The organism is Microbacterium trichothecenolyticum (genome assembly GCF_000956465.1).
Classification (GTDB): Bacteria; Actinomycetota; Actinomycetes; order Actinomycetales; family Microbacteriaceae; genus Microbacterium; species Microbacterium trichothecenolyticum.
The window spans coordinates 139965-159525 of sequence record NZ_JYJA01000041.1; the positions used below are offsets into that span (position 1 = coordinate 139965).

Consider the following 19561-nt stretch of genomic DNA (forward strand, 5'->3'; position numbering starts at 1 on the left):
TCCTACGCCCGCGCGGCGGACCCTCAGGCCGGGGTGCCCGCCAGCTCGCGGGCCGCCACGACACGCGCGTCGCGGGCCTTGATGGCCGGCTCGTTCTCGCGCAGGAGCGAGTACAGCGGCGCCGCGACGAAGATCGTCGAATAGGCGGCCACGATCGTTCCCACGAAGATCGACAGCGACAGGTCGGTGAGCGTCTGCGCGCCTGCCCAGATGACGCCGATGAACAGGATGGCGCCGGTCGGGAGGATCGCCACGACGGTCGTGTTGATCGAGCGCACGAGAGTCTGATTCACCGCGAGGTTGACCGACTCGCCGAACGTGCGCCCGGACACCTCGCCGTCCTCGCTCGTGTTCTCCCTGATCTTGTCGAAGACGACGGTGGTGTCGTACAGCGCGTAGGAGAGGATCGTCAGGAATCCGATCACGGCGGCGGGCGAGATCTCGAAGCCGAACAGCGCGTAGACGCCGATCGTGATGATGAGGACGTCCACGAGGCCGATGATCGCGGAGAGCGACATCTTCCACGTCCGGAAGTACAGCGCCAGGATGATCGCTGTCAGTGCGAGGAAGATCGCGAGACCCCACAGCGACTGGCGCGTGACGTCGGCTCCCCAGCTGGGGCCGATGAAGGCGTAGCTGACTTCGCTCTCGGGCACGTTGTACGTCTCGGCGAGGGCCGCAGAGATCTCGCGGCTCTGGGCATCCGTCACCTGGTCGGTCTGCACGCGCACCGCGTCGTCGCCGATCGTGACGACCTTCGTGGTCGCGTCCGGGACGACCGAGTGGACGGCGTCGGTGGCGAGCGACTGGTCGATGGGTGCCGCGACGCCGCTCACCGTGAACTGCGATCCGCCCGTGAACTCGATCGAGAACTGGATGGGGCGCAGCAGCGGCACCAGGGCCGAGCCGAGGACCAGGATCGCCGCGATGAGGAACCACAGGCGGCGGCGGCCGACGAAGGGGAACGACGTCTTGCCGGTGTAGAGGTCGTTGCCGAACTGGCTCATGGAGCGCATCAGTCGTCTCCCTCCTTGACGTTCGAGCCGGGTTTCGCGCTGTCGGCGGCGGCCAGCTCGGCCTGTTTGCGCTCGGCGATGGTCTGGCGACGTGCGGCTTCACCGCGGGACTTGGCGTTGCGACGGCCGGCGGCGCCGGTGGCCAGCACCGGCTCGCGGAACTGCGCGCGGCCGCGATAGACGGCGCCGAGCGCGGTCGGGTCGAGTCCGGACAGCGGATGCCCCGACCCGAAGAAACGGGTGCGGGCCAGCAGCTGCAGCACCGGGTGGGTGAACAGGATGAAGATCAGGACGTCGATCGCGGTCGTGAGACCGAGGGTGAAGGCGAAGCCCTTCACCGTGGAGTCCGCGAGGATGTACAGCACCACGGCGGCGAGGATGTTGATCGACTTCGAGATGTAGATCGTGCGCTTCGCGCGGCCCCAGCCGTCCTCGACGGCACCCGTGATCGACTTGCCGTCGCGCAGCTCGTCGCGGATGCGTTCGAAGTAGACGATGAACGAGTCCGCTGTGAAGCCGATCGTCACGATCAGACCCGCGACACCGGCGAGCGAGAGGCGGAAGCCCATCCGCCACGCGAGGATGCACAGCGTGACGTAGGTGAGCACCGCCATCACCGCGAGCGAGGCGATGATGATGAAGCCCAGCGCGCGATAGACGATGAGCGAGTAGATCGCCACGAGCAGCAGACCGATCAGACCCGCGATGAGGCCGATCTGCAGCTGCTGCGAGCCGAGCGTCGCGGAGATCGAGTTCGAGCTCTCGACCGTGAAGCTGAGCGGCAGGGCGCCGTACTTCAGCTGGTCGGCCAGCACCTTCGCGGTCTCCTGCGTGAAGCTGCCCGTGATGCTCGGCTTGCCGTCGAGGATCACGCCGTTCATCGACGGAGCCGACAGGACATAGCCGTCGAGCACGAACGCGAACTGGTTCAGCGGAGCCTTTGCGCCGTAGAGGCGCTGGCTGATCTCGCCGAAGGTCTGGGTGCCCTCGGCGTCGAACGAGAGGTTGACCGCCCACAGGCCGTTGTTCTGCTGCAGGCCGAAGGTGGCGTCGTCGATCGACGAGCCGTCGAGCTCGACCGGGCCGAGGATGTACTTGACCGTGCCGTCGGCGTCACAGGTGATGAGCGGCTCGTCGGCCGGCGCATTCGCGGGATCGTTCGCGGGATCGGCGCAGTCGTATGCCTGGAACTCCGCCTGGAGGGCGGGCGTGATCCATGCCAGGTCGCTGCCGTTCGTCGGCGAGGTGGTCGGCGTCGCCTGCAGCGACGGGTCGGGCGTCGGGTAGGGCGTCTCCTTCCCGTCATCACCCACGAACGTGTTCGCCGGCGCGCCCGTGTACAGCACCGCGCGCAGCTGCAGCTGCGCCGATGCCTCGATGCGGTTGCGGGTCTCCTCGTCGGCCTGCCCGGGGATCTGCACGACGATCTGGTTGCCACCCTGGGTGGTGACATCGGCCTCGCCGACACCCGAGGCGTCGACGCGCTGGCGGATGATCGTGACCGCCTGCTGCATCTGCTCTTCGGACGGAGCAGCGCCGTCCTCGGTCTGCGCCTCGAGGACGATCTGCGTGCCGCCCTGGAGGTCGAGCGCGAGCGCGGGCGTCCAGGAGCTCTGTCCGAACACGTACACGCCGAGCGCGTTGATGCCGAACAGGAGCGCCGTGATCGCGAGGAGTCCGGTCAGTGCGCGCCATGCATGCCGGACGGGGGTGGATGTCGCCACGTCTTTGCTTTCTTGAGAGCCCGAACGGGCGAACGGAGGGGCGTCAGCCCTGCGACTTGGTGCCGGTCTCGGCGTCGGGGTCGGTCTTCTCCTTGCCCGCCGCCGAGCTCTGGTCGTCGCTGATCGAGGTGATGTCGCCGTTGGCGACGCCCTCGGCGTACTCGGCGTGGCTCTCCTCGGCGGCGAGGTACTCGTCCTCGGTGACCGCGTGCTCGCCCGGGTTGACGACCCGGAGGATCGCCTGGCTGTGCACCTTGATCTCGACACCGGGGGCGAGTTCGACGATCGCCGGCTGGTCGAGGTTGTCGGCGTCGTACGAGACGATCGTGCCGTAGAGGCCGCCCTGCAGCAGGACCTCGGAGCCGGGGACCGTCTGACGGGCCTTCTCCTCCTGCTCGGCCTTCTGCTTCTGCATGCGGCGACGGGAGCTCCAGAACATGAAGACGAGGAGCACGACCAGCAGGATGATGAGGCCGTAGTTGCTCAGGAAGGAAGCGAAGTCCATGGAGCTGGAAGCACCTTTCGGGTCAGGCAGGCGCCAGGGCGGCGCTGCCTTGCAGGGAGGAGTTGGGTGTAAACCTCCAGCGATTATAGGTCATCGAATCCGAGCACCGAGTCGGCCGCCGGCACACCCAGGTGTGCGTAGGCCTCGGGCATCGCGATGCGTCCGCGCGGGGTGCGCCCCATGAAGCCGATGCGCACGAGGTAGGGCTCGACAACCGACTCGATGGTGTCGGGCTCCTCGCCGACCGCTACGGCGAGCGTGCTGAGGCCCACCGGGCCCCCGCGGAACCGGCGCACCAGGGCATCGAGCACGGCGCGGTCGAGCCGGTCGAGTCCGATCCGGTCGACATCGTAGAGGTCGAGCGCCGCATCGACGGCCGCGATGTCGGCGCCCGTGCGCCCGTGGACGACGAGGTAGTCGCGCACGCGCCGCAGGAGGCGGTTCGCGATGCGGGGCGTGCCGCGTGAGCGTCGTGCGATCTCGGCGCGGGCGGCGGGGGGCACGGAGACCCCGAGCATGACCGCGGAGCGCTCGATGACCCGCTCGAGCTCTTCGGGCTCGTAGTACTCGAGGTGCGCGGTGAACCCGAAGCGGTCGCGCAGCGGGTTGGGCAGCAGGCCCGACCGCGTCGTCGCGCCGACGAGGGTGAACGGCGACAGGTCGAGCGGAATGCTCGTGGCGCCCGCACCCTTGCCCACCATGATGTCGATGCGGAAGTCCTCCATCGCGAGGTACAGCATCTCTTCGGCGGAGCGCGCCATGCGGTGCACCTCGTCGATGAAGAGAACCTCGCCGGGCGTGAGGCTGGACAGCAGTGCAGCGAGGTCGCCGGCGTGCTGGATCGCGGGGCCGCTGGACAGCCGCAGCGGGCGCCCGCTCTCGTACGCGACGATCATCGCGAGCGTGGTCTTGCCGAGCCCGGGGGGCCCGGAGAGCAGGATGTGATCGGCAGGTCGCTGCTGGATGCGGGCCGCATCGAGCAGCAGCTGCATCTGGCCGCGCACCTTCTGCTGGCCGACGAACTCGGCCAGCGACATCGGGCGCAGCGCGCCCTCGATCGCGAGCTCGGACTCGTCGACCGGCTCTTCGGCTTCGCGCACGTCAGCCACTCACCGTCTCCTTCCGGGCGGGACCCAGCGTCGTGAGCGTGCGGCGCAGCAGTGCCGGCACCGACGATCGATCCGACTCGGGCGCGTCGGCGGCGACGTTCTCGACGGCTTCGATGGCCACGCGCTCGGACCAGCCCAGACCGATGAGGGCCTGCACGACCTGCGCCGGGATGGCGGCGGAGCCCGCGGCATCCGTCCCTGCGGACCCCGCGGGGCGGGTCACCGCGATCTTGCCGGCCAGCTGCAGCACGATGAGCTTCGCCGTCTTCGGGCCGATGCCCGAGACGCGGCGGAACGGGGCATCGTCGTCGGCGGACACCGCGTCGGCGATCTGCGGGACCGTGAGCGTCGCCAGCACGCCTAGTGCCGACTTCGGGCCCACGCCCGTGACGCCGAGCAGCTGGCCGAAGACGACGAGCTCTTCGCGGGACTCGAAGCCGAACAGCGACAGCGCGTCTTCGCGGACGATGAGCGAGGTGTGGAGTGTGACGGTGTCACCCAGGTGCGTGGTGCGCGCGACTTGCGGGGTCACGGCGACGTGGAGGCCGACTCCTCCGACCTCGACGACGACCGCATCCGCATCGACGTGCACGGCGGTGCCGCGGAGTGAGGAGATCATGCGTCGAGCCTACGGGGCGGTTCGGACGTTTGTTCGAGCGACACGCACGGCGACGCGCAGGATCACCGTCGGGCGAGGCGCTCCGCGTCCGCCCAGGCGCGCTGTGCGGGGGTGAGCGGACCGGATGCCGCCGCCTGCGCCGGCGCGCCGCGCCAGGCGTGGCAGAGGGCGAGCGCGAGGGCATCCGCGGCGTCGGCGGGCTTGGGCAGCTCCTCCAGCCGCAGGACGCGCGCCACCATGGTCTGGACCTGGCGTTTGTCGGCGTTGCCGTAACCCGTGATGGCGGCCTTCACCTCGGACGGGGTGTGCGTGGCCGCGGCGAGGCCCCGCTCTCCTGCGACGAGCAGCGCGATGCCGCTGGCCTGGGCGGTCCCCATCACCGTCGCGCGGTTGTGCTGGGCGAACACCCGCTCCACCGCGACGACATCCGGCTCGTGCGCGTCCACGACGGCCCGCAGGCCCCGCGCGATGATCGCGAGCCGCTCCTCGATCGGAGCGTCGGGATCGGACCGCACGACGCCGACGTGGACGAGGACGGCGGAACGGTCGGGGGCGACATCGACGACGCCGACACCGCAGCGCGTCAGGCCCGGATCGATTCCGAGCACGCGCAGTCGACCGCGGGAGGATGCCACTCCCCCACGCTAGGCGAGGAAGACGGATGCTGCGGCCAGGCGCGCCCGGCCGCAGCATCCGCTCGTTCTGCGAGGAATCAGTCCTCGTCGTTCTCGAGCTCGGCCTGCACCTCGGCGGTGAGGTCGAAGTTGCTGTAGACGTTCTGGACGTCGTCGCTGTCCTCGAGGGCGTCGATCAGGCGGAAGACCTTGCGCGCGGTGTCGGCGTCGACCTCGACCTTGAGGTTCGGCACGAACTCGACGTCGGCCGACTCGTACTCGATGCCGGCGTCCTGCAGGGCGGAGCGCACGGTCACGAGGTCGGTGGCCTCGGTGATGACCTCGAAGCCCTGCGCGTGCGGCTCGACCTCTTCGGCACCGGCCTCGAGCACGGCGAGCATGACGTCGTCCTCGCTGGTGCCCTCGCCGCCCACGACGATGACCCCCTTGCGGGTGAAGTTGTACGCGACGCTGCCGGGGTCGGCCAGCGTGCCGCCGTTGCGGGTGAGTGCGGTGCGCACCTCGGCCGCGGCGCGGTTCTTGTTGTCGGTCAGACACTCGATCATGAGGGCGACGCCGTTGGGGCCGTACCCCTCGTACATGATCGACGAGTACTCGACGGACTCGCCGCCGATGCCGGCGCCGCGCTTGATCGCGCGGTCGATGTTGTCCTTCGGGACCGACGTCTTCTTCGCCTTGAGCACGGCGTCGAACAGGGTCGGGTTGCCCTGAAGGTCGGGTCCGCCGAGCTTGGCCGCAACCTCGATGTTCTTGATGAGCTTCGCCCACGACTTGGCACGGCGACTGTCGATGACCGCCTTCTTGTGCTTGGTCGTGGCCCACTTGGAATGCCCGGACATGGTCCTCCTGAATTCACGCTCGTCGGGTGCGGGCGTGTGAACGCCTCGCCCGACGGACTAGTTTATCCCCGCTCTAAAGGGCGAACTCGAAGCCGAACCGCGACGACAGGAGCGCGACGAGGTCGCGCGGGACCTTCGTGAGGTACGCCGGGGCGGGGGCGAGCGTCCCGGCCGAGCCGATGAAGGGGAAGTAGACGGGGCCTTCGGTGAGCCCCTCCACCCGGTTGCGCACCGTGACGATCTCGTTGCCGACGCGGCGGAGGCTCGGCAGGGTGATCGGCGAGGCGAGACGCAGGGTGTCGCTGATGGGCATGCGCCAGTGCGGCAGGTCGTCGCCGTGGCGATCGCGGGTCTCCTCCCCCAACGGGCCGAGCACGCGACCCCATGCGGCGATGCCGGGCACCGGCAGCGTACGGTCCCAGACGAACAGGGTGTCGCCGGGCTCAGTGAAGCCGACGAGCTCGTGCGACCACTCGAACCGGCGATCATCCGCGGCCTTCGGCGCCGAAAGGGCATCGCCGACGAGGCCGCGGGAGGGGGCGATCATCCAGTAGCGCTCCTCGGGGTGCTCGCGCCACCAGTCGTTGATCGTCATGATTGCGAATCTACTCCGACGCGTCGCGTGCGCCCCGTGATCAGGCCCGCTCGCGGACCATGTCGAGGAAGAGCGCGTGGAAGCGGTGCTCCCCCATCACCTCGGGGTGGAACGAGGTTCCGAGGAGCGAGCCCTGCCGCACCGCGACGACGCGCCCGTCGTCGAGGGCGGCGAGGCGCTCCACACGCTCGCCCGCCTGCTCGACGAGCGGCGCGCGGATGAACACGGCGTGGGCGGGCGGCTCACCCAGAGCCGGAATGTCGAGGTCCACCTCGAAGGAGTCGACCTGGCTGCCGAAAGCATTGCGGCGCACCGTGACGTCGAGACCGCCGAACGTCTGCTGGCCCTCGATGCCGTCGGTGATGCGGTCGGCGAGGAGGATGAGGCCGGCGCACGTCCCGTACACCGGCATCCCCGCGGCGATCGCCTCGCGCACGGGCTCGCGCATGCCGAACGCGCGGGAGAGCTTGTCGATGACACTCGACTCGCCGCCCGGGAGCACGAGCCCGTCCACTCCGGCGAGCTCCTCGGGGCGGCGGACCTTCCTCACCTGGGCGCCGAGGTCCGTGAGCACGCGCACGTGCTCACGGACGTCGCCTTGCAGTGCGAGGACGCCGACGCGGGGCGTCGTCACCAGCCGCGCTCGGCGAGCCGGTGCGGCGCGGGAAGGTCGGCGACGTTGATGCCGACCATGGCCTCGCCGAGCCCGCGCGACACGTCCGCGATCACCTTGGGGTCGTCGTAGAACGTGGTGGCCTTCACGATGGCCGCGGCGCGCTCGGCAGGGTTGCCCGACTTGAAGATGCCCGAGCCGACGAACACGCCGTCGGCGCCCATCTGCATCATCATCGCGGCGTCGGCGGGAGTGGCGACACCCCCGGCGACGAAGAGCACGACCGGGAGCTTGCCGGTCTCCGCGATCTCGGCGACGAGGTCGTACGGGGCCTGCAGCTCCTTCGCTGCGACGTACAGCTCGTCCTTGGTCATCGAGCGCAGCACGTTGATCTCGCTCGTGATCTTGCGGATGTGCTTGGTGGCCTCCGACACGTCGCCGGTGCCCGCCTCGCCCTTGGAGCGGATCATCGCGGCGCCCTCGTTGATGCGGCGGAGCGCCTCGCCCAGGTTGGTGGCGCCGCAGACGAACGGCACGGTGAAGTTCCACTTGTCGATGTGGTTCACGTAGTCGGCGGGCGAGAGCACCTCGGACTCGTCGATGTAGTCGACGCCGAGCTCCTGCAGCACCTGCGCCTCGACGAAGTGACCGATGCGGGCCTTGGCCATCACCGGGATCGAGACGGCCTCGATGATGCCGTCGATCATGTCGGGGTCGCTCATGCGCGAGACGCCGCCCTGCGCACGGATGTCGGCGGGCACGCGCTCGAGGGCCATGACCGCCACGGCCCCGGCGTCCTCGGCGATCTTCGCCTGGTCTGGGGTGACGACGTCCATGATGACGCCGCCCTTGAGCATCTCGGCGAGGCCGCGCTTGACGCGGTCGGTTCCCGTGTCGGCAGTGGTCACGAGGTTTCCCTTCGATCGGAGCGCGGGACGCGCAACGGGTGAGGACAATGCGGGTATTGGCCTAGGCCAAAAGATAGCATGAGCTGCGTCCTGCAATCGGCGGGGCGGCGACCAGCACAGGGCGGGACATGAACCTCGACATCAGCGGCCGATCGGCATCCGAGATCGCGGAGAGCCTGCGTGCGCGCATCGAACAGGGCGACCTGCACCCGGGCGACGTCCTCCCGCCCGTCCGGACTCTGGCCGACGAGCTCGGCGTCAACCGCAACACGGTCGTCGCGGCCTACCGGCAGCTCGCCCAGGCGGGCGTCATCGTCACCCGTGGGCGCGGCGGAACGCATGTCGCCGACCTCTCCCCCGTCGCCCAGGAGGGCTTCGCCGCCGGCAGCGTCCTGCGCGACGTCGGCACCGGCAACCCCGATCCCGAACTCATCCCCGACCTGTCGCGCGCCCTCGCGAGGATGGCGGGTCGCCCCGTCCTCTACGGCGAGCCGGTCATCGATCCGGGTCTGGAGCAGTGGGCGAGCGAGTGGATGCGGGGCGACCTGCCCGCATCGGCCGAGCTGCGTCTCACCATCACCAGCGGGGCGGCCGACGCCGTCGAGCGACTGCTCGCCCAGGCGCTCACGCGCGACGACGCCGTGGCACTCGAGGACCCGTGCTTCCTCACCAGCATCCACACGGTGCGCATCGGCGGCTATCGCCCGGTGCCGGTGCCGGTCGACGACGAGGGCATGACTGTCGCCGGCCTGCGCGCGGCGCTCGAGCAGGGCGTTCGAGCCGTGGTCCACACCCCGCGTGCCCAGAACCCGACGGGCGCGAGCCTGTCTGCCCGCCGCGCGGAAGAGCTCCGCGCCGTGCTCCGCGACCACCCCTATGTCCTCGTCATCGAGGACGACCACTTCTCCCTCCTGTCGCAGCAGCCGTTCCAGTCGCTGATCGCCGACGGCCATCGGCGCTGGGCGCTGGTGCGGTCGGTGTCGAAGTTCCTCGGACCCGACATGTGCCTGGCCGTCACGGCATCCGATCCCGAGACGGCCGAGCGGCTCGCGATGCGCCTCACCCCCGGCACGACGTGGGTGAGTCACCTGCTGCAGCGCCTCACCCATGCTCTCGTGACGGATGCCGACACCATGGCCGCGATCCGTCACGCCGGCGCGTGCTACGCGGCGCGCAACGCCGCGTTCGTCGAGCGCCTCACCGCCGAGGGGCTCCCGGCCGACGCCGGCGATGGGCTGAACCTATGGATCCCGCTGCCGGTGCCCGCCCGAGCCGTGTCGGAGCAGCTGATGCGCCGAGGCTGGCTGGCGCGTCCGGGCGACGAGTTCGTGATCGGCGAGGACGGCCCGTCGCACCGGCTCCGTCTCACCGTCCACGATCTCGACGACGCCGATGCCGAACGGCTCGCCGTCGACGTCGCCGCCGCCGTGCGCGCCGCCGGTGGCCGGCTCGTCGCACGCGAAGTGGCATGATCGAGCGGTGAAGATCCTCTCGATCCAGTCAGCCGTCGCCTACGGTCATGTCGGCAACTCGGCCGCCGTCTTCCCGCTGCAGCGCATCGGCGTCGAGGTCATGCCGGTGTACACGGTGAACTTCTCGAACCACACCGGCTACGGCGCGTGGCGAGGCCCCCTCATCGGCCCCGACGACGTGCGCGACGTCATCGCCGGCATCGAGGAGCGCGGCGTGTTCCCGCAGGTCGACGTGATCCTCTCGGGCTACCAGGGCGGCGAGGGCATCGCCGACGTCATCCTCGACACCGTCGCCCGCGTCAAGCAGGCCAACCCCGAGGCGATCTACGCGTGCGACCCGGTGATGGGCAACGCCAAGTCGGGCTGCTTCGTCGCCCCGGCGATCCCCGTGCTGCTGCGCGACCGCGTCGTGCCCGCCGCAGACATCATCACGCCGAACCAGTTCGAGCTCGGCTTCCTGACCGAGACCGACCCGGCCGACCTCGAGACCACGCTCGCCTCCGCCGACCTCGCGCGCGCGACAGGCCCGAGCACGGTCCTCGTCACGAGCGTCGAGCGCCCGGACCGGCCCGAGGGGACGATCGAGATGCTCGCGGTCACCGACGACGGCGCCTGGATCGTGCAGACCCCGCACATCCCGATGAAGGCCAACGGCTCGGGCGACGTCACTGCGGCGCTCTTCACGGCGCACTACCGCCGCACCGGCGACGCGGCCGACGCCCTCGCGCGCACGACGTCGAGCGTCTACGACCTGCTGGAGCGCACGCACGCGTCCGGCGAGCGCGAGCTGCAGCTCGTCGAGTCGCAGGAGGCATACGCGAACCCGCGCCTGCAGTTCGAGGTCACCCAGGTCCGCTGACGGCCGCAGGAGACGGATGCCGCGGTCCACGGCATCCGTCCCCTCCGTCAGGCGTTCCAGGCGTCGAAGACCACGCGGCGGACGTCGCCGAGGAGCTGCGGCAGCGCCTTCGTCTTCGCGATGATCGGGAAGAAGTTCGCGTCGGATCCCCAGCGCGGCACGATGTGCTGGTGCAGGTGCTCGTCGACTCCGGCGCCGGCCACGTGGCCCTGGTTCATGCCGATGTTGAAGCCGTCGCAGCGCGACACCTGACGAAGCACCCGCATGCCCTGCTGGGTGAGCTCGCCGATCTCGGCGACCTCCTCATCGGTCGCCTGGTCGTACGTGGCGATGTGACGATAAGGGCAGACCAGCAGGTGGCCCGAGTTGTACGGGAACAGGTTCAGCAGGGCGTACGACGTGCGCCCGCGGAAGACGATGAGCCCGTCCTCGTCGGACTTGCGCGGCGCCTCGCAGAACGGGCACTCCTTGCGCAGCACCTCAGGTCCGGCCTGGATGTACGCCATGCGGTGCGGCGTCCAGAGCCGCTGGAACTCGTCGGGGACCCCGGGAAGCGTCGCGGCGTCGACGAGCGCCGAGTCGGCGGCATCCGCATCCGGAGCGCCGCCGATCCCGGGCTCGTCGACAGGAGTCACGCGAAGTCCTCCGCCGTGTTGACCAGCGCGTGGGAGGCGATCGCCTCGCGGACCCGGCGGACGGCGTCGGCGATCGGCACGCCGTTCTCCTGCGAGCCGTCGCGGAAGCGGAACGACACGGTGCCGCCGGCCTGGTCCTGCGCACCCGCGATGAGCTGGAGCGGCACCTTCTGCGTGGTGTGCGTGCGGATCTTCTTCTGCATGCGGTCGTCGGAGTGATCGAGCTCCGCGCGGACGCCCTCCGCCTTCAGCTGGTCGATGACCTCGCCGAGGTAGTCCGCGAAGTCCTCTGCGACGGGGATGCCGACGACCTGGACGGGCGACAGCCACACCGGGAAGGCGCCGGCGTAGTGCTCGAGCAGGATCGCGAAGAACCGCTCGATCGAGCCGAAGAGCGCACGGTGGATCATGATGGGCCGCTTCTTCTGGCCGTCGCGGTCCGTGTACTCGAGTTCGAACCGCTCGGGCAGGTTCGGGTCGACCTGCACGGTCGACAGCTGCCACGTGCGGCCGATCGCGTCGCGCGTCTTGAGGTCGATCTTGGGGCCGTAGAACGCGGCCTCGCCGGGCACCTCGGTGAGCTTGAGACCGCTCGCGACCGCGACGTTGCGCAGCGCATTGGTCGAGTAGTCCCAGAACTCCTCCGAGCCGATCCACTTGTCCTTCTCGTCGTCGCGCATCGACAGCTCGAGCTCGAAGTCGTCGAGGCCGAAGTCGCGCAGCATCGAGATGACGAACTCGAGGACTCGGGTCGCCTCCTCCTCCAGCTGCTCGGGGGTGACGAACAGGTGCGAGTCGTCCTGCGTGAAGCCGCGCACGCGGGTGAGGCCGTGCAGCGCGCCCGACAGCTCGTTGCGGTACACCGTGCCGTTCTCGGCGAGACGCATCGGCAGGTCGCGGTAGCTGCGCGCGCGCTCCTTGTAGATCAGGATGTGCATCGGGCAGTTCATCGGCTTCAGGTAGTAGTCCTGGCCGTGCTTGGTGATCTCGCCGTGCTCGTCGCGCTCCTCGTCCATCACGATGGGCGGGAACATGCCCTCCTTGTACGTGACGAGGTGGTTCGAGGTGAGGAACAGGTCCTCCTTCGAGATGTGCGGGGTGTACACGTACGTGTAGCCGCCTGCGATGTGGCGACGGCGCGCGTGCTGTTCCATCTCCCCGCGGACGACCCCGCCGCGAGGGTGCCACACCGACAGGCCGGAGCCGATCTCGTCAGGGAACGAGAAGAGGTCGAGGTCCTTGCCGAGCTTGCGGTGGTCGCGCTTGGCGGCCTCCTCGAGGCGGCTCTGGTAGGCGCGCAGCTCATCCTTGGTCGGCCACGCGGTGCCGTAGATGCGCTGGAGCTGGGGGTTCTTCTCGCTGCCGCGCCAGTACGCGCCGGCGATGCGCTGCAGCGCCCAGCCGTTGCCGATCATGCGGGTGTTCGGCAGGTGCGGCCCGCGGCACAGGTCCTTCCAGACCGTCTGGCCGTCGCGGTCGACGTTGTCGTAGATCGTGAGCTCTCCGGCGCCGACCTCGACGGAGGCGCCCTCGGTCTTGTCGGCTCCCCCGCCCTTGAGGCCGATCAGCTCGAGCTTGAACGGCTCGTCCACGAGCTCGACCCGCGCCTCCTCCTCGCTGACGACACGGCGGACGAAGCGCTGACCCTCGCGGATGATGCGTGCCATCTCCTTGTCGATGGCTTTGAGGTCTTCCGGGGTGAACGGGTGCTCCACGCCGAAGTCGTAGTAGAAGCCGTCGGTGATGGGCGGGCCGATGCCGAGGTCGGCCTGCGGGTTGATGCGCTGGACGGCCTGGGCGAGGACGTGAGCGGTGGAGTGGCGCAGGATCGCGAGGCCGTCGGGGCTGTCGATGGTGACGGGCTCGACGGCATCCGTCTCCTCCACCACCGTCGCGAGGTCTTTCAGCTCGCCGTTCACGCGAAGTGCGACCACGGAGCGGTCTGGGAACAGGGCGAAGCCGTCGGCGGGATAGGGCACAGCGTCAGTCACGGAAACTCTCCTGGGAATGGCTCGGATTCAAGGCTACTCAGCTTCGGGCGCACGACGCGCCCTGCCCGCTCAGGCGCCGAGCGTTCGCTTGTCGGTCGTGTGTGCCGTTGCGGCGGTCGACCAGACGAGTTCCACGCGACGAGTCTAGCCAGTGGTTCTCGCGGGCCGGGCATCAGTGCGCATGTGGCACGTTTGGTGCGGCGACGCGAGCTGCAACCCGGCGAGCTTCGCGCTCGGTTCGGGGCTCGCGGCTTCACACCGCGCCGGGCAGGTCGTGCCCATCCGGGGGAAGGGCGGACGGAACGCGTGAGCACCGACGTCAGAGGTGTTTGAGCGCCTCGCGGCGTGACAGCGGGCTCAGCGCGTGCTCGTCGACGTACCGCCGGACCCATTCGGGCGCGACGCGCCCGTACTCGCGCAGCGCCCACCCGATCGCCTTGCGGAGGAAGAACTCCGGGTCGGCGAGGTTCGGCTCGATCGTGTCGGCCAGCAGGTCCGGATCGAGACGGATGCCTCGGCCCAGCTGCGACAGGATCGCGATGCGCCGGATCCACAGGTCGTCATCGTGCGCCCAGGCACGCACCAGGACGGCGGTCGCGGCGGGGCGGGCGTCGTGCAGCTCGGCGAGACGGTGCGCGAGCTCATCCGTGAAGTCCCACCACCGTCCCGTCCGCACCATGTGCTCGACGAGCGGCACGAGCGCCAGGTCGCCACGCAGCGGGGGCAGCGCGAGCAGCGCGAGGGCGGCGTACCGCTCTTCGCGGTGGCCGGCGGTGTCCCACAGCTCGAGTGACGTCGCGCGCAGGGTCGCAGCATCCGTCCCCTTCGCCGCCCGCTTCGCGACGAGCCGCGCGTCCGGGACGCGCACGCCGAGGAAGGGCATGGGCGACTTCATGTACGCCTGCTGCCCCGGCGCGCGATCGGGGTCGGCCACCGCCCGCAGATCGGCGCGGATGCGCGCAGCGAGGTCGTCGGTCACGCCGACCACGGTAGCGCGGCCCCTGCGCGTAGCCTGAAGCCGTGCGACGACACCGTCTGGATTCCGCGGCGATAGCGTCGGCGGGTTATGACGCCGACACCGCCGTGCTCGAGCTCGAATTCACGTCGGGCGACGTGTACCGCTACTTCGCGGTGCCGCCGTCGGTGCACCGGGCGCTCCGCGACGCCGACAGCGCCGGCAGGTTCTTCCGGGAGCGGATCAGGGACGTGTACCCGTCGGAGCACCTCCACTGAACGGCGCAAACGAAAACCCCCGCCGAAGCGGGGGTTTCAGGTGGTGCGCGATACTGGGATCGAACCAGTGACCTCTTCCGTGTCAGGGAAGCGCGCTACCGCTGCGCCAATCGCGCCCGTGAAGGGCTATTCAGTTCGAGTGGAGGTGGCGACGGGATTCGAACCCGTGTAAACGGCTTTGCAGGCCGGTGCCTAGCCGCTCGGCCACGCCACCGCGTGTGGTTTGACCCCACGTGCCGTGATCTCCGAGAGAGATCCCTGCACTCGAGCGGATGACGAGACTCGAACTCGCGACCCTCACCTTGGCAAGGTGATGCGCTACCAACTGCGCTACATCCGCATTTCGTTTCCGGGCTGTTCACCCGGGCACTTGAAAGACTCTAACCGATCCTGAGCGTCCTGCAAAACCGAGTGCACCCCGCGCGTGTCTCGCCGATGTGGTTCGAGGCAGGCTCCGGCATCCGGTAAGGTTGTTACTCGTCCCCCTCGGGGAACGGGCGATTGGCGCAGTTGGTAGCGCGCTTCCTTCACACGGAAGAGGTCATCAGTTCGAGTCTGGTATCGCCCACCACCACAGAAGACCCGGTCACGTAGTGATCGGGTCTTCTTGCGTCAGGTTCCGACGTCCCAGCCGTAGCGGCGGTGGAGGGCGTCGGCCACGCGCACGAACCGGTTCAGATCGAGAGCGGATGCCTCGCGCCGCATGCCGTCGTGATGCACGCTGTAGAGCTGCTCGATGTCGATCCACGACGGCCGGCCCTGAGCGTCCCATTCCCCCGTGCCCAGCGCGAGGAAGTCCCGGTCGTCGTCATGCGGCTTGCTGGTGAGCCTGACCGCGTACACGCGGTCGGCGCTCTGACGTGCGACCACGAGCAGCGGCCGGTCCTTCCCGCGGCCGTCGTTCTCGGCGTACGGCACCCACGTCCAGATGATCTCGCCCGCATCCGGGTCGCCGTCGTGATCGGGAGCGTAGGTGATCCGCAGCGCTCCCCTGCCGGGAGGCGCGACCTCCACGGTCGCCGTCGGCCCGCTGCGGCCCTCCTCGGGCCCTGGCGCGCTCGTCGACGGCCCGGCCCCCCGGTGGGGCCGGAAGATGCCGCTCAGGATGCCTCGCAGCCCGGTTCGCTGTGTCACATCGTCACCCTAGCCAACGTGCGAGCGCGGCGAAGGGGCGCCGCGGTGGGGGGGAACCGCGACGCCCCCTGCGAGAGGTGACTTGATCCGTCAGGCGCGGGCGCCCTCGAGCACGTAGCCCTCCTCGCCGTGGACGACGGTGTCGATGCCGGCGACCTCGTCCTCGTTCTTGACGCGGAAGCCGACCGTCTTCTCGATCGCGAAGCCGATGACGTAGGCGAGCACGAACGAGTACACCAGCACGGCGACGGCGGCGATCGCCTGCACCATCAGCTGCGTGCCGTTGCCGCTGTAGATGAGGCCGGTCTCGTTCGCGAAGAAGCCGAGGTAGAGCGTTCCGAGGAGGCCGCCGACGAGGTGGATGCCCACGACGTCGAGGGAGTCGTCGAAGCCCCACTTGTACTTGAGCTCGATCGCGAGGGCGCAGACGGCACCGGCGATGAGGCCGAGCACGATGGCCCAGATCGGGGTGAGCGACGCGCATGCGGGGGTGATCGCGACGAGGCCCGCCACGGCGCCGGAGGCGGCGCCGACGGAGGTGGGCTTGCCGTCCTTGATCTTCTCGACGACGAGCCATGCGAGCAGGGCCGCCGCGGGAGCCGCGATGGTGTTCACGAACGCGACCGCGGCGGTGCCGTCGGCGGCGAGCTCGGATCCGGCGTTGAAGCCGAACCAGCCGAACCACAGCAGACCCGCGCCGAGGAGCACGAACGGCGGGTTGTGCGGGACGTGGACGCCCTTCTGGAAGCCGACGCGCTTGCCGAGCACGAGCGCGAGCGCGAGGGCTGCGGCACCGGCGTTGATGTGCACCGCGGTACCACCGGCGAAGTCGATCGCGCCGACGCCGAACCACTCCTGCATGCCGTACGTGATCCAGCCGCCGTAAGCGAAGCTGCCGTCGTCGGCGAGACCGAAGTTGAACACCCAGCTGGCGACGGGGAAGTAGACGATCGTCGCCCAGATGGCGGCGAAGATCATCCACGAGCCGAACTTCGCGCGGTCGGCGATGGCGCCCGAGACGAGCGCGACGGTGATGATGGCGAACGTGGCCTGGAAGGCGACGAACGCGAGCGGCGGGTAGGCGGCGCCCTCGGGAACCTCGAGCAGGCTCTCGAGTCCGATGGCCGACCAGTCGATCGACCACGGCGCGACGAGGCCGTCAGAGCCGGGGAAGGCGATCGCGTAGCCGTAGACGACCCAGAGGACGCCGATCAGGCCCATGGCGCCGAAGCTCAGCATCATCATGCTGATGACGCTCTTGGCTTTGACCAGGCCGCCGTAGAAGAAAGCGAGTCCTGGCGTCATCAACAGGACGAGTGCTGCCGCTATCAGGATGAATGCGGTGTTGCCTTGATCCATCTCGAAGAGAACCTCTCTGCAGGGACGCAGGTGTAGCGTCGGGTTCCCTCAGTGTGTCGATGCTCCGTTTCCGGAGCGGGATGACCCGTGTTTCCCCTTCGTTACGCGAGGCGTGCGCACGTAAACATCGTGTTTCGGCGCGCCGAACGGCGGCCGTGCGTCTTCGTCGAACCGGCCGTTCAGGCCAGCGTCGACGCCACCAGGCGCGAGACGGCGCGGAGGTACTTCTTGCGGTACCCGCCGGCCAGCATCTCCTCGGGGAAGACGAGGTCGAGCGACGTGCCCGTCGCGCGGATGGGCAGCTGGGCGTCATAGACGCGGTCGATGAAAGCGACGAACCGCAGTGCCGCCGACTGATCGGTGAACGCCGCCACATCGCGCAGCCCCACGAGCGACAGGTCCTCGATGAGGCGGATGTAACGGGACGGGTGCACGTGCGCGAGGTGGGCGACAAGCGCGTCGAACGTGTCGTCCGACCCGAGGCCGGTCGCCGCGGCATCCGCGATCGCCGCCTCGTACTGCGGCGCATCGAGCACGACGGCGTGCCCGTCGACCGCGCGGTGGCGGAAGTCGGTGCCGTCGATGCGGATCGTCTGGAAGCTCGACGCCATCGCGTGGATCTCGCGGAGGAAGTCCTGCGCGGCGAAGCGCCCCTCGCCGAGGGCATTGGGAGGGGTGTTGGATGTCGCGGCCAGCCGCGTCCCCGAGGCCACGAGCTCGGCGAGCAGGCGTGTCATGACCATCGTGTCGCCCGGATCGTCGAGCTCGAACTCGTCTATGCAGAGCAGGTCGGAGCCACGGAAGAGCTCGACGGTGTTCTGGTAGCCGAGCGCGCCGACGAGCGCGGTGTACTCGATGAACGAGCCGAAGTACTTCCGGCGCGCAGGCATCGCGTGGTAGACGGACGCGAGCAGGTGGGTCTTGCCGACGCCGAAGCCGCCGTCGAGGTAGACGCCCGGCTTCAGCTCCGGGCGCTTCGCGCGCCGGAACAGCCCGCCTTTGACCGGCGCGGCGGCACCCGAGAAGGCCTGGAGCAGATCCTTCGCGCCCTGCTGCGACGGATAGGCGGGGTCGGCGCGGTACGTGTCGAACGTCGCGTCGGCGAACTGGGGCGGCGGGACCAGCGCGGCGACCATCTCGGCGCCGGCGAGCTGCGGAGCACGCTCCGCGAGGTGGACGACGCCGGTGCGGGTGGCGGAGACGGTCATACGGATCCTGTGTCGGAGTCTTACAGAGGGGCTGTGCTGCCCCGCCCGGGAATCTAGGGTCGGAGGCGACGGTTCAACCCTAACCGTCAGCCGTGCGCGCCTGTCCCTCGCTTGACGCCGGATGACGGGTGCCCGCGCCCTCGCCCTCGCCCCCCCGATCCAGGAGATGCCATGACCGTCGAGACCGACACATCGTCCGAGAAGTTCGCCGAGTACTCCGAGCCCGCGCGGCTCGTGACGGGCGAGTGGCTCCAGGCGCACCTCGGCGAGCCGGGCCTCGTCGTGGTCGAGTCGGATGAGGACGTGCTGCTGTACGAGACCGGTCACATCCCCGGCGCCGTCAAGGTGGACTGGCACACCGAGCTCAACGACCCCGTCGTGCGCGACTACGTCGACGGCGAGGGCTTCGCCGAACTCCTCAGCCGCAAGGGCATCTCGCGCGACGACACCGTCGTCATCTACGGAGACAAGAACAACTGGTGGGCCGCCTACGCGCTGTGGGTCTTCTCGCTGTTCGGGCACCATGACGTGCGTCTCCTGGACGGCGGACGCGACAAGTGGATCGCCGAGGGGCGGCCGATCACGACGGATGCCTCGACCCCGGCACCGACCGACTACCCGGTCGTCGAGCGCGACGACTCCGTGCTGCGCGCCTACAAGGACGACGTGCTCGCGCACCTCGGCAACGGCCCGCTCATCGACGTCCGCTCCCCCGAGGAGTACGACGGCTCCCGCACGTCGGCGCCGGCGTACCCCGAGGAAGGTGCGCTGCGCGGCGGGCACATCCCGTCGGCGCAGAGCGTGCCGTGGGCGCGCGCGGTCGGCGAGGACGGCGGCTTCAAGCCCCGCGCCGAGCTGGATGCGATCTACCGCGGTGAGGTCGGGCTCGAGGACGGCGACGCGATCGTCGCGTACTGCCGCATCGGCGAACGGTCGAGCCACACGTGGTTCGTGCTGAAGCACCTCCTCGGCTTCGAGGACGTACGCAACTACGACGGCTCGTGGACCGAGTGGGGAAGCGCCGTGCGCGTGCCGATCGTGGCCGGTGCGGAGCCGGGCGAAGCGCCCGCACGCTGAGCCGCAGCATCCACCCCATGGGAAAATGGT

General features: G+C 69.5%; 20 protein-coding genes and 4 tRNA genes. 5 read left to right on the top strand and 19 right to left on the bottom strand.

The features are described from left to right. Positions 1-23: 23 nt before the first annotated feature. The 10 genes from secF to pdxS form a co-directional block, all read right to left on the bottom strand. Positions 24-1016, bottom strand: coding sequence for a protein translocase subunit SecF (gene secF, locus RS82_RS19350; protein WP_045302533.1), 993 nt, complete (start codon positions 1014-1016; stop codon positions 24-26). Further along, a complete protein-coding gene (gene secD / locus RS82_RS19355; RefSeq protein WP_045302535.1) occupies positions 1016-2740 on the bottom strand; it encodes a protein translocase subunit SecD in 1725 nt (574 codons plus the stop codon). The genes secF and secD overlap by 1 nt, the downstream gene beginning before the upstream one ends. A gap of 43 nt (positions 2741-2783) precedes the next feature. Next, positions 2784-3245 (bottom strand): preprotein translocase subunit YajC, encoded by a 462-nt coding sequence (locus RS82_RS19360; protein ID WP_045302538.1) that lies wholly within the window; start codon positions 3243-3245, stop codon positions 2784-2786. Positions 3246-3328: 83 nt separating this feature from the next. Continuing rightward, positions 3329-4354 (bottom strand): Holliday junction branch migration DNA helicase RuvB, encoded by a 1026-nt coding sequence (ruvB, locus tag RS82_RS19365; protein ID WP_045302540.1) that lies wholly within the window; start codon positions 4352-4354, stop codon positions 3329-3331. Beyond that, on the bottom strand, positions 4347-4973 hold the full coding sequence (ruvA, locus tag RS82_RS19370) for a Holliday junction branch migration protein RuvA (RefSeq protein WP_045302542.1): 627 nt from the start codon (positions 4971-4973) through the stop codon (positions 4347-4349). The genes ruvB and ruvA overlap by 8 nt, the downstream gene beginning before the upstream one ends. Before the next feature lie 62 nt (positions 4974-5035). Then, positions 5036-5608 carry a crossover junction endodeoxyribonuclease RuvC gene (gene ruvC, locus RS82_RS19375; RefSeq protein WP_245619665.1) on the bottom strand — a complete coding sequence of 191 codons (573 nt, stop codon included), beginning with the start codon at positions 5606-5608 and terminating at the stop codon, positions 5036-5038. Positions 5609-5685: 77 nt separating this feature from the next. Continuing rightward, positions 5686-6447, bottom strand: coding sequence for a YebC/PmpR family DNA-binding transcriptional regulator (locus RS82_RS19380; protein ID WP_045302545.1), 762 nt, complete (start codon positions 6445-6447; stop codon positions 5686-5688). 73 nt (positions 6448-6520) lie between these two features. Further along, complete coding sequence (locus RS82_RS19385) at positions 6521-7042, bottom strand: hypothetical protein (protein ID WP_045302547.1); 522 nt, start codon at positions 7040-7042, stop codon at positions 6521-6523. A 40-nt stretch (positions 7043-7082) separates the two neighbouring features. Beyond that, complete coding sequence (gene pdxT / locus RS82_RS19390) at positions 7083-7679, bottom strand: pyridoxal 5'-phosphate synthase glutaminase subunit PdxT (RefSeq protein WP_211255983.1); 597 nt, start codon at positions 7677-7679, stop codon at positions 7083-7085. Beyond that, entirely contained in the window at positions 7673-8563 is an 891-nt protein-coding gene (gene pdxS, locus RS82_RS19395) for a pyridoxal 5'-phosphate synthase lyase subunit PdxS (RefSeq protein WP_045302551.1), read from the bottom strand. Before pdxS ends, pdxT begins: the two co-directional genes overlap by 7 nt. A 128-nt stretch (positions 8564-8691) precedes the next feature. Between pdxS and RS82_RS19400 the strand changes: the two genes are divergently transcribed. Further along, the gene (locus tag RS82_RS19400; protein ID WP_045302553.1) at positions 8692-10035 is read left to right on the top strand and encodes an aminotransferase class I/II-fold pyridoxal phosphate-dependent enzyme; all 1344 of its coding nucleotides are present in this window, start codon (positions 8692-8694) and stop codon (positions 10033-10035) included. A gap of 7 nt (positions 10036-10042) precedes the next feature. Then, entirely contained in the window at positions 10043-10894 is an 852-nt protein-coding gene (gene pdxY / locus RS82_RS19405) for a pyridoxal kinase PdxY (protein ID WP_045302906.1), read from the top strand. Positions 10895-10941: 47 nt separating this feature from the next. Here pdxY and RS82_RS19410 read toward each other — a convergent pair whose 3' ends face one another. From RS82_RS19410 to RS82_RS19420, 3 genes are all read right to left on the bottom strand, one after another. Then, positions 10942-11505 (bottom strand): HIT family protein, encoded by a 564-nt coding sequence (locus tag RS82_RS19410; RefSeq protein ID WP_045302908.1) that lies wholly within the window; start codon positions 11503-11505, stop codon positions 10942-10944. Between the two features lie 20 nt (positions 11506-11525). After that, complete coding sequence (gene thrS, locus RS82_RS19415) at positions 11526-13520, bottom strand: threonine--tRNA ligase (protein ID WP_245619666.1); 1995 nt, start codon at positions 13518-13520, stop codon at positions 11526-11528. Between the two features lie 319 nt (positions 13521-13839). After that, the gene (locus RS82_RS19420) at positions 13840-14499 is read right to left on the bottom strand and encodes a DNA alkylation repair protein (protein WP_045302910.1); all 660 of its coding nucleotides are present in this window, start codon (positions 14497-14499) and stop codon (positions 13840-13842) included. A gap of 41 nt (positions 14500-14540) precedes the next feature. On the opposite strand from RS82_RS19420, the gene RS82_RS19425 reads away from it, so the two are divergent. Further along, a complete protein-coding gene (locus tag RS82_RS19425; RefSeq protein WP_045302560.1) occupies positions 14541-14753 on the top strand; it encodes a KTSC domain-containing protein in 213 nt (70 codons plus the stop codon). Between the two features lie 41 nt (positions 14754-14794). Here RS82_RS19425 and RS82_RS19430 read toward each other — a convergent pair. From RS82_RS19430 to RS82_RS19440, 3 genes are all read right to left on the bottom strand, one after another. Continuing rightward, positions 14795-14869 (bottom strand) — tRNA-Val (locus RS82_RS19430). 24 nt (positions 14870-14893) lie between these two features. Beyond that, positions 14894-14967 (bottom strand) — tRNA-Cys (locus tag RS82_RS19435). 53 nt (positions 14968-15020) lie between these two features. Beyond that, a tRNA-Gly gene (locus tag RS82_RS19440) sits at positions 15021-15093 on the bottom strand. A 155-nt stretch (positions 15094-15248) separates the two neighbouring features. Here RS82_RS19440 and RS82_RS19445 point away from each other — a divergent pair. After that, positions 15249-15324 (top strand) — tRNA-Val (locus tag RS82_RS19445). Between the two features lie 41 nt (positions 15325-15365). On the opposite strand, the gene RS82_RS19450 is transcribed toward RS82_RS19445, so the two are convergent. The 3 genes from RS82_RS19450 to zapE all read right to left on the bottom strand — a co-directional run bounded on the left by RS82_RS19450 (position 15366) and on the right by zapE (position 18454). Further along, on the bottom strand, positions 15366-15887 hold the full coding sequence (locus RS82_RS19450; RefSeq protein ID WP_045302561.1) for a type II toxin-antitoxin system PemK/MazF family toxin: 522 nt from the start codon (positions 15885-15887) through the stop codon (positions 15366-15368). A gap of 90 nt (positions 15888-15977) precedes the next feature. Next, positions 15978-17246, bottom strand: coding sequence for an ammonium transporter (locus tag RS82_RS19455; RefSeq protein ID WP_045302562.1), 1269 nt, complete (start codon positions 17244-17246; stop codon positions 15978-15980). A gap of 179 nt (positions 17247-17425) precedes the next feature. Continuing rightward, positions 17426-18454: a cell division protein ZapE gene (gene zapE / locus RS82_RS19460; RefSeq protein ID WP_045302564.1), complete on the bottom strand. Its 1029-nt coding sequence runs from the start codon at positions 18452-18454 to the stop codon at positions 17426-17428. Between the two features lie 171 nt (positions 18455-18625). On the opposite strand from zapE, the gene RS82_RS19465 reads away from it, so the two are divergent. Continuing rightward, the gene (locus RS82_RS19465; RefSeq protein WP_045302566.1) at positions 18626-19531 is read left to right on the top strand and encodes a sulfurtransferase; all 906 of its coding nucleotides are present in this window, start codon (positions 18626-18628) and stop codon (positions 19529-19531) included. Positions 19532-19561: the final 30 nt, after the last annotated feature.

Excerpts from the sequence above, each read along its gene's own strand:
- secF (WP_045302533.1), bottom strand. The coding sequence starts at position 1,016 with ATGCGCTCCATGAGCCAGTTCGGCAACGACCTCTACACCGGCAAGACG.
- RS82_RS19360 (WP_045302538.1), bottom strand. The coding sequence starts at position 3,245 with ATGGACTTCGCTTCCTTCCTGAGCAACTACGGCCTCATCATCCTGCTG.
- ruvA (WP_045302542.1), bottom strand. The coding sequence starts at position 4,973 with ATGATCTCCTCACTCCGCGGCACCGCCGTGCACGTCGATGCGGATGCG.
- RS82_RS19380 (WP_045302545.1), bottom strand. The coding sequence starts at position 6,447 with ATGTCCGGGCATTCCAAGTGGGCCACGACCAAGCACAAGAAGGCGGTC.
- RS82_RS19385 (WP_045302547.1), bottom strand. The coding sequence starts at position 7,042 with ATGACGATCAACGACTGGTGGCGCGAGCACCCCGAGGAGCGCTACTGG.
- RS82_RS19400 (WP_045302553.1), top strand. The coding sequence starts at position 8,692 with ATGAACCTCGACATCAGCGGCCGATCGGCATCCGAGATCGCGGAGAGC.
- RS82_RS19455 (WP_045302562.1), bottom strand. The coding sequence starts at position 17,246 with ATGGATCAAGGCAACACCGCATTCATCCTGATAGCGGCAGCACTCGTC.
- zapE (WP_045302564.1), bottom strand. The coding sequence starts at position 18,454 with ATGACCGTCTCCGCCACCCGCACCGGCGTCGTCCACCTCGCGGAGCGT.
- RS82_RS19465 (WP_045302566.1), top strand. The coding sequence starts at position 18,626 with ATGACCGTCGAGACCGACACATCGTCCGAGAAGTTCGCCGAGTACTCC.